Origin of the sequence: Kitasatospora sp. NPDC086791, from assembly GCF_040685975.1 — a bacterium.
Classification (GTDB): domain Bacteria; phylum Actinomycetota; class Actinomycetes; order Streptomycetales; family Streptomycetaceae; genus Kitasatospora.
The window spans coordinates 105,025-113,731 of record NZ_JBFBOC010000020.1; the positions used below are offsets into that span (position 1 = coordinate 105,025).

The following is an 8,707-nucleotide window of genomic DNA, read 5'->3' on the forward strand; positions in this document are numbered from 1 at the left end:
ATTCCGCTCCACGGCGTTTCGGAAATACCTCCGATACGCGGTGGAGCGGAATGCGAAATGCCGCCGGAGGTCATCTGACGGAATTTCGGCAAATTGCGCGCAAACCATGGACGGCCGCGAAACCTGGCAGTAACTTACCTGCGAGTAGCTGTGGCCCGGCTCGGCACGACCCCCACCCGTCGTTTCTCTCCCCCAGGAGGAACCGTGCTCCGCCCTGCCCGGAAATCCCGGCACCTCCGCAATTCCACCGCGCTCGCCGCGGTCGCCCTCGGTGCCGCCCTGGCGCTCACCTCCACCACCGCGCAGGCCGCCACACCGGCCCCGAAGCACTACGTGGCGCTCGGCGACTCCTACGCCGCGGGCGCCGGCGTGCCCGGCCAGTCCGCCGGGCTCTGCCTGCGCTCCGACCGCAACTACGGCCACCTGGTGGCCGCCGCCCTCAAGGCCGGCGCCTACACCGACGTGACCTGTTCAGCCGCCAAGATCAAGGCGATGACGCAGCCCCAGTACGACCTGTTCCTCAAGGTCAACGACCCCCAGCTGGACGCGCTGACCCCCGACACCGACCTGGTCACCCTCGGGATCGGCGGCAACGACCTCGGCACCAGCGACCTCGGGATCGGCGACGTGATCGCCACCTGCGTCGCGGGCGCGGTGGTCAACCCGCTCGGCACGCCCTGCCAGGACGTCTACAACCACGGCCACTGGGACTGGAGCAGCTGGTCCTGGCAGTACGGCGAGGACGACCTCGCCGACCGGATCGACGCCGCGCGCCCGCAGCTCGCCGACGCGCTGCGGCGCATCCACGCCAAGGCCCCCCGGGCCAAGGTGCTGTTGGTCGGGTACCCGTCCGTGCTGCCCGCCGACGGCTCCTCCTGCGTACTGCGCCAGCCCCTGGCGCCGCGCGACGTCCCGTACCTGTACCGCACGCTGGGCGCGCTCAACGCGATGCTCGAGTCCACCGCCGCGGCGAACGGCGCGGTCTACGTGGACACCCGGACGCCGACCGCCGGGCACGACGCCTGCTCGGACGACCGCTGGATCGAGGGCGCGCTGCCCGGCTCGCCGGCCGTGCCGTTCCACCCGAACGCGACCGGCGAGAAGGCGATGGCGGACGCGGTGCTCGCCGCACTGCGTTAGCGGCACGCCCCCGGGAAGCCCCGAGGGGCCGGCGACCAGGCCCCGGTCGCCGGCCCCTCGGTCCGTCCCCGGTCCGTCCCCGGACCGTCCCCGGACCGTCCCCGGAGCGTCCCGGCCTCGGGCGCTACTCGGACTTGGCCGCGGCCGGGGCGGCGGCCGCGGAGGCGGCCGCGGAGGCGGCCGCGGAGGCGGAGGCGGCGGCGGACGCGGAGGCGGACGCGGAGGCGGAGGCGGCGGCGGCCAGCCCGGCCGACCACTTCTCCTCGACGTTGCCGAACTTCCAGTAGGCGATCGCCGCCGCCCAGGTGAGCACGAACAGCCCGACGATCGCGTAGCCGACGAAGTTGAGGTCCAGCCCGCCGACCCAGGCGATCGGCCCGCTGGTGATGTCCAGCTTCTCGCCGAGCAGGCCGATCAGCTCGATCGAGCCGATGACCAGCGCGACCAGCACCGACAGCCCGGTGACGGTCAGGTTGTAGTAGATCTTGCGGACCGGCTTGGAGAAGGCCCACTCGTAGGCGAAGTTCATGAACGAGCCGTCGATGGTGTCCAGCAGGCTCATCCCGGCCGCGAACAGCACCGGCAGCGTGAGCAGCGCGTACCAGGGCAGCGAGAAGGCCGCCGCGCCGCCCGCCAGCACCAGCAGGGACACCTCGGTGGCGGTGTCGAAGCCCAGGCCGAACAGCAGGCCCACCGGGTACATGTGCCAGGGCTTGGTGACGGCCCTGGTCACCCGGCCGAGGATGCGGTTCATCAGCCCGCGGCGCTCCAACTGGCGCTCCAGCTCGGCCTCGTCGTACTCGCCCTCGCGCATCTTGCGGAAGACCTTGAGGATGCCGTTGAAGGCGCCCAGGTTGATCAGGCCGAGCAGCAGCAGGAAGGTGCCGGAGACGGTGACGCCGATCAGGCCCGTCATCTCGTGCAGCGTCGAGTCGTCGGACTCCACCTGGCCGGCCAGCGAGCGGATGCCGAGGGCCAGCAGCGCGCAGAGGCCGAAGACGATCGAGGAGTGCCCGAGCGAGAACCAGAAGCCGACCGACAGCGGCCGCTTGCCCTGGCCCATCAGCTTGCGGGTGGTGTTGTCGATGGCGGCGATGTGGTCGGCGTCGAAGGCGTGCCGCATGCCCAGGGTGTAGGCGGTCAGGCCCATGCCCGCGCCGAACACCTGGCCGCCGACGGTGTAGTGCTCGGGCTCGACGAGTGCGAGCAGGGTGAACCAGCCGATGACGTGCAGCGCGAGGATGAACCCGCCCATTCCGGCCAGGCGGATCCACTCCTCACGGGTGAGCCGGTCGCGCCAGCGAGGGGCGGTCATCGTGGTGTCCTTTCGGTGGAGCGGGGAGAGCCGGGCCATCTTTCCGCCTGGACGCGCGCAGTTGCAAGTCATGCGCAATTACAGCTTGGCCTTCCCCCACCCCGAGATCATCACGCTCCGTACAGCAGACCGTCACCTCCCGGGACTACCTCCGGCCGCTCTACGCGCGGATACTCCCGTTCCACGCGCGAAAAATCGGGCGCCGAACACCTCGACTCCCCACGGAGGAACGGCACATGATGATCCGCATCCGCATCCGCACCGTCGCGGCCCGCTCCGGCGCGGCCTTGCTCGCGGCCGGGCTCACCACCCTCGCCCCCGCCGCCACCGCCTCGACCACCGCCACCGCCACCCCGGCCTCGGCCGCCCGGTCGTCGGCCACCACGCCGCGCCCGGCCGACACCGCCCCGCACCGAGTGCTGTTCGACAACAGCAAGGCCGAGACCGCCGGCAACGCCGACTGGATCATCAGCACCAGCCAGCCCGACCCGCTGGCCCAGAACGCCAACCCCACCACCGAGAAGAGCTGGACCGGCGCGCTGTCCGCCTGGGGCGTCGCCCTGCAGCGGACCGGCCAGTACAGCCTCAAGACCCTGCCGGCCGGCTCCACCATCGGCTACGGCACCGGCGGCGCGCTCGACCTCGCCAACTTCGACACCTTCGTCGTCCCGGAACCCAACATCCGGTTCAGCGCGGCCGAGAAGACCGCGATCATGAAGTTCGTCCAGAACGGCGGCGGGCTCTTCCTGATCTCCGACCACAACAACAGCGACCGCAACAACGACGGCTGGGACTCGCCGAAGATCATCAACGACCTGCTGACCAACAACGGGGTCGACAACAGCGACCCGTTCGGCTTCTCGGTCGACCTGCTCAACATCACCACCGACAACCCGCGCGCCGTCAACGACGCCACCGACCCCGTCCTGCACGGGTCCTTCGGCACCGTCACCGGCTCGATCCTGCGCAACGGCACCACCTTCACCCTCAAGCCCGCCGACAACCCGTCGGTCAAGGGCCTGGTCTACCGGACCGGCTACAGCGGCACCACCGGCGCCTTCTTCGTCACCAGCACCTTCGGCTCCGGCCGGGTCGCCGTCTGGGGCGACAGCTCCCCGGTCGACGACGGCACCGGCCAGTCCGGCAACACCCTTTACGACGGCTGGGACGACCCGGCCGGCACCGACGCCGCCCTCGCCCTGAACGCCACCGCCTGGCTGAGCAAGGCGTAACCGCCGGGGCGCACTCATCAGGAAAACGGGCGGTTCCTCCCCTAGGGTCGGAATGCCGACGCCCGCGGCGCGCACGCCGTACGGAGCGACACCCGTACCGCCTGCGCGCCGCGGGCCCGCCGGCCCCCACCCCGCCCGGGACCCGATGGGAGCGGCCATGCCGTCCTACCCCTTCCACACCACCCGCGAGGACGTCCGCATCCCGCTGCCCGACGGCACCCACCTGGCCGCCCGCCTGTGGCGCCCCGTCGCCGACGAGCCCGTCCCCGCGCTGCTGGAGTACTCCGGCGACCGCCTCACCGACCGGACCGCCGCCGAGGACGCCCGGCGCCACCCCTGGTACGCCGGCCACGGCTACGCCACCCTGCGGGTCGACACCCGCGGGCACGGCAACTCCGGCGGGGTCCCCGGCGAACCCGGCGGCGAACAGGAGCTGGCCGACGGCGCCACCGTGGTCGACTGGCTCGCCCGCCGCCCCTGGTCCAGCGGCCGGGTCGGCCTGCTCGGCGTCGGCGCCGCCGGCACCACCGCGCTGCGCCTCGCCGCCCGGACCCCGGACACCGTCGGCGCCGCGGTCATCGCCTGCCCCGAGGGCGGCCACCGGCTCGGCGGCGCCGTGCTCGCCGCCGACCTGCACACCCGGCTCACCGCCCTGGTCGCCGACGCCGCCCTGCCGCCGGACCCGCGCCACGTCGGCGACGCCTGGCGCGGCCGCTGGCTGACCCGCCTGGAGTCCCTGGAACCGCCCGTCGACACCTGGCTCGCCGCCGGGGAGACCACCGTGCCGGTGCCCGTCCCCACCTTCGCGATCGCCGGCTGGGGCGACCCGTCCTGCTCCTTCGTGCTGCGGCTGCTCGCCGAGTCCCCCACCGCGCGCGCCCTGATCGGCCCCTGGCCGCACGGCCTGCCCGAGGACGCGCTGCCCGAGACGCTGCGCTGGTGGGACCACTGGCTGCGCGGCGCCGACACCGGCGCCACCAGGGAACCCGCCCTGCGCAGCTGGATCAGCACCCGCTGGACCGGCGACGACTCCTGGCCCTCCCCCGACGTCCGCGAGATCCACTACGGCCTCGACGGGCCGCTGCGCACCGCCGGCACCGCCTCCGACGACCGCTACGTCCGCGTCCGCTCCCCGCAGCACACCGGCCTCAACGCCGGCGCCTACGTCCCGCGCGGCCGCCCCGCCGACCAGCCGCCGGACCAGCGCGAGGAGGACGGCCGCTCGGTCTGCTTCGACTCCCAGCCGCTGCCCGAGCCGGTCGAGCTGCTCGGCGCGCCGACCGTACGGCTGCGGCTGCGGGAGGGCGGGCCCGCTCCCCTGGTGGCGGTCCGGCTCTGCGCGGTCGGCCCGGACGGCACCTCGACGCTGATCACCCGGGGCGTGCTGGTCGCCGACGGGCCGGACGTCGAGGTGGAGCTCGCGGCCTGCGCCCGGACCGTCCCGGCCGGGCACCGACTGCGGCTCGCCTTCTCCTCCGTCTACTGGCCGTGGGTGTGGCCCCCGGCGGAGGCCACCGGGTACGCCCTCGACCCGTCTCGCTCCACCCTGAGCCTGCCCGTCCGCCACCTCGCCGCCGACGTCGGCGCCGCCCCCGTCGTGCTGGAGACCCCCGCGCTGCCCGACCCGCTCGACGTCCACCTCACCGAACCGCTCACCGCCCGGCCCGAGCACCTCACCGTCCACGACATCGGCCGGCACGAGTGGCGCACCGAGCTCTCCCCCGCCGACGACGGGACCCGCACCCACCCCGACGGCCTGGTCCGCGACGAACACACCGTCACCGCCTACCGGGTCCTCTCCGACGCCCCGCTCAGCGCCCAGGCCCGCACCGACCGCACCGTCCGGCTGGAGCGCCCCGACATCGGCTGGGACGTCACCGTCCAGACCCGCGCCCAACTGCGCTGCGACGCCGGGCACTTCCTCAGCATCGTGCAGCTACGGGCGCTGGAGGCCGGGTCGGTGGTGTTCACCCGCGAGTGGCAGCACCGGGTGCCCAGAAAGAGCCCATGAAAGATATACTTATAGATTTGCCGTAATTATCCGACCGGGCTTATAAATGACCGCATGAAGACCCTGGGCCTGATCGGCGGCATGAGCTGGGAATCCACCGCCGAGTACTACCGGCTGATCAACGAGCTCACCCGCGACCGCCTCGGCGGACTGCACTCCGCCCGACTCGTGCTGTACTCGGTCGACTTCGCCGAGATCGAGGAACTGCAGGCGGCCGGGCACTGGGAGGAGGCCGGGGAGGTGCTGGCCGGGGCCGCCCGGTCGTTGCAGGCGGCGGGCGCGGAGCTGCTGCTGATCTGCACCAACACCATGCACAAGGTCGCCGACGCGGTGGCGGCGGCGGTCTCCGTCCCCCTGCTGCACCTGGCCGACGCCACCGCGGCCACCGTACGGGCCGCGGGGCTGCGCCGGGTCGGGCTGCTCGGGACGGCGTTCACCATGGAACAGGACTTCTACCGCGGCCGGTTGGCCTCCGGCGGCCTCGACGTCCTGGTCCCGGACGCCGAGGCGCGCGCGCTGGTCCACCGGGTGATCTACCGGGAGCTGTGCGTCGGGGTGGTCCGGGAGGAGTCCCGGGCGGCGTACCGGCGGGTGATCGCGGACCTGGTGGCGGCGGGCGCGGAGGGGATCGTCCTCGGCTGCACCGAGATCGAACTGCTGGTCCGGCAGGCGGACAGCCCGGTCCCCGTGTTCCCCACCGCCCGGCTGCACGCGGAGGCCGCGGTGGCCGCCGCCCTCGCCGACCGGTGACGGGAAAGGGGGTCTCCCGCGGGGCACGTGCCGGACCTCCCCGGTTCACGGGCGAGGCCGACGTCAGGCCGCCTCCGGGACCTCCACGATCAGCAGCGTCCCCCGGCTGCCCGCCCGCACCGCGTGCCGCACACCCGCCGGCACCACCCGCAACTCCCCCGAGCGGACGGTCGACTCCTCGCCGTCCAGGATCAGTTCGAGGCGGCCCTCGGCGACGAACAGCACCTCCGCCGTCCCGTGCACCTCCGGCTCCAGCTCCCGCCCGTCCATCCGCAGCACCTTCACCGCCGCCGTCCCGACCCGCCCCAGCACCTGGGAACGCCAGGCCTCGGGAAGCCGCGCCGCCCGCTCGTTCACATCGACCACGCTCATGGCCCCGGACGTTACCCACCCCGGCCGGACAGTTGGTTGACCGTTCGGTAAAACCTCACCATGATCGCTTCGGTGAGCGCACGCACGCTGTACCACGAACTGCTCGGCCACGACGGACCGTACGAGGCCGACGTCGACCACTGGCTCAACCGGGCGGCCACCCCGGACTACCGCGAGCGCCTGCGCACCGCCGCCGTCCACGCCACCGCCTGGTGGGCCGACGAACCACGCGACGAACCGACCCTGGTCGAGGAGCTCTACGCCCTCGGCCGGGTCGCCGACGTCCTGCTGCTCGACCCGCAACCGCCCTGCCACCTGCTCCTGTTCACCGGCCTCGGGATGACCCCGTTCGACGGCGCCGGGCCCTTCGACCCCTTCCTGCACGAGATCGTCGAGGTCGAGCAGGCCGAGGATCCGCAGGCCCCGATCGAGCTCCTGGAGGTCCGCCGACCGGGGCTGACGCTGGGCGAGCTGCTGTTCGTCCGCGCCGGGGTGCGGATCCGGGCCGGTGCGGCGCACGCCGAACGCGGGGTGGCCGACCGCTTCCCGCTCTACTGGACGTTCCGCCGCGCCGACCGGACCACCCACGACCTGTCCCACGGCTGGGGCGGCAACTCGCAGTGGCGCACCGACTTCCGGCTCGACTACCGGACCCCGGAGGGCGACCACCTCAACGTCGCCGAGGACGGCTCGGTCGACGGCCGCCCCGACCTCGGCCACTACCGGGACCTGACCCCCGAGGAACGTCTGCTCACCCCCGCCGAGCGTCGCGAACTGCTGCGCAACCGCTGCCTGCTGCGCACCCCGCGGGCGGCCGCCGAGCTGGCCGCCTCGGCCGGCTGGGAGGACGAACTGTGGCCCTACGAGTGGCGGTTGCCCGCCGGGGAGGCCTGATCGGCCGGACGTGGGCGCCGGCCGGGCGCGGGCGACCGGCCGGTTCCTCGGCGCCGAGGGCGGCGGCACCTACCCCTGGTGAACCGCGCCGGCGGCGATCAGCCCGGGCAGCTCGCGCATGTCGTGGAAGACGACCGTGTCCGGCCCGGCCAGCCGCTCCGCCGCCGTGACGCCGCCCGCGTAGCCGAGCGAGCGCATCCCGGCGGCGCGGGCGGCCCGGACGCCGGGCCCGCTGTCCTCGACCACGAGACAGGCGGCGGGGTCCACGCCCATGCTCCGCGCGGCGTGCAGGAACAGGTCGGGCGCGGGCTTGCCGCGCCCGACCTCGGTGGCGCTGTAGATCCGCCCGGCGAAGCGCTCGTACAGCCCGGTCCGGCCCAGCGTGTGACGCATCTTCTCGTGCGTGCCGCTGGACGCCACGCAGGTCGGCAGGGTGATCGCGTCCAGCGCTTCCGGCAGGCCGTCCACCGGCGTCAGCCCGGTGTCCACGGCCTCGGCGTGCAGCTGCCGGAAGCGTTTGTCGAACAGCGTCGCGGTCTCCTCGTCGAACCGCTCGGCGACCATCGCGTGGTTGGCCGCCTCCGAACGCCCGACGAACCGCTCGACCACCTCGGCCGCGGTCAGCGGCCAGCCCAGCTCGGCCGCCAGCTGCGCCACCACCCGTACGGCGATCACCTCGCTGTCCACCAGGACGCCGTCGCAGTCGAATATCACCAGCTCAATCGGCTTGATCATCCGATCAGCATACGGCGGTGTCCGTGCGGAACCGGAGCGAGACCAACGGCTGTGCCCGTGCGGAACGCTGTGCCGGACGTCCGCGCGGCCCGGCCCCGGGGCCACCGGGTCCGGGGCGTGCGGCACCCACGGCTGGCCGTGGGTGCCGCGCCGCCGGGTGGCGTCAGCCGGTCTGGACGGAGGTGTCGTCGATCACGAAGCTCGTCTGCAGCGAGGAGTCCTCGGTGCCGGTGAACTTCACGGTGACCGTCTGGCCCG

At 73.4% G+C, this 8,707-nt stretch carries 7 protein-coding genes and 1 pseudogene; 5 read left to right on the forward strand and 3 right to left on the reverse strand.

Annotated elements, in window-relative coordinates; translation table 11 throughout:
* Window positions 1-204 precede the first annotated feature (204 nt).
* Window positions 205-1,140 (forward strand): SGNH/GDSL hydrolase family protein, encoded by a 936-nt coding sequence (locus tag AB0Q99_RS24340; protein ID WP_363575118.1) that lies wholly within the window; start codon window positions 205-207, stop codon window positions 1,138-1,140.
* A 124-nt stretch (window positions 1,141-1,264) separates the two neighbouring features.
* Here the strand turns inward: AB0Q99_RS24340 and AB0Q99_RS24345 are convergent, their stop codons facing one another.
* Complete coding sequence (locus tag AB0Q99_RS24345; protein ID WP_363575120.1) at window positions 1,265-2,455, reverse strand: HoxN/HupN/NixA family nickel/cobalt transporter; 1,191 nt, start codon at window positions 2,453-2,455, stop codon at window positions 1,265-1,267.
* Window positions 2,456-2,691: 236 nt separating this feature from the next.
* Between AB0Q99_RS24345 and AB0Q99_RS24350 the strand changes: the two are divergent.
* The 3 genes and pseudogenes from AB0Q99_RS24350 to AB0Q99_RS24360 all read left to right on the forward strand — a co-directional run.
* Window positions 2,692-3,678: pseudogene (locus tag AB0Q99_RS24350) on the forward strand (hydrolase); the annotation flags it as partial.
* Window positions 3,679-3,844: 166 nt separating this feature from the next.
* Window positions 3,845-5,698 (forward strand): CocE/NonD family hydrolase, encoded by a 1,854-nt coding sequence (locus AB0Q99_RS24355; protein ID WP_363575122.1) that lies wholly within the window; start codon window positions 3,845-3,847, stop codon window positions 5,696-5,698.
* A 54-nt stretch (window positions 5,699-5,752) separates the two neighbouring features.
* Window positions 5,753-6,448, forward strand: a complete 696-nt coding sequence (locus AB0Q99_RS24360) for an aspartate/glutamate racemase family protein (RefSeq protein ID WP_363575124.1) — start codon at window positions 5,753-5,755, stop codon at window positions 6,446-6,448.
* 63 nt (window positions 6,449-6,511) lie between these two features.
* Here the strand turns inward: AB0Q99_RS24360 and AB0Q99_RS24365 are convergent, their stop codons facing one another.
* Complete coding sequence (locus AB0Q99_RS24365; RefSeq protein WP_363575126.1) at window positions 6,512-6,820, reverse strand: cupin domain-containing protein; 309 nt, start codon at window positions 6,818-6,820, stop codon at window positions 6,512-6,514.
* A gap of 72 nt (window positions 6,821-6,892) precedes the next feature.
* Between AB0Q99_RS24365 and AB0Q99_RS24370 the strand changes: the two genes are divergently transcribed.
* A complete protein-coding gene (locus tag AB0Q99_RS24370; protein ID WP_363575128.1) occupies window positions 6,893-7,714 on the forward strand; it encodes a hypothetical protein in 822 nt (273 codons plus the stop codon).
* Between the two features lie 69 nt (window positions 7,715-7,783).
* Here AB0Q99_RS24370 and AB0Q99_RS24375 read toward each other — a convergent pair whose 3' ends face one another.
* Complete coding sequence (locus AB0Q99_RS24375) at window positions 7,784-8,449, reverse strand: HAD family hydrolase (RefSeq protein ID WP_363575130.1); 666 nt, start codon at window positions 8,447-8,449, stop codon at window positions 7,784-7,786.
* Window positions 8,450-8,707: the final 258 nt, after the last annotated feature.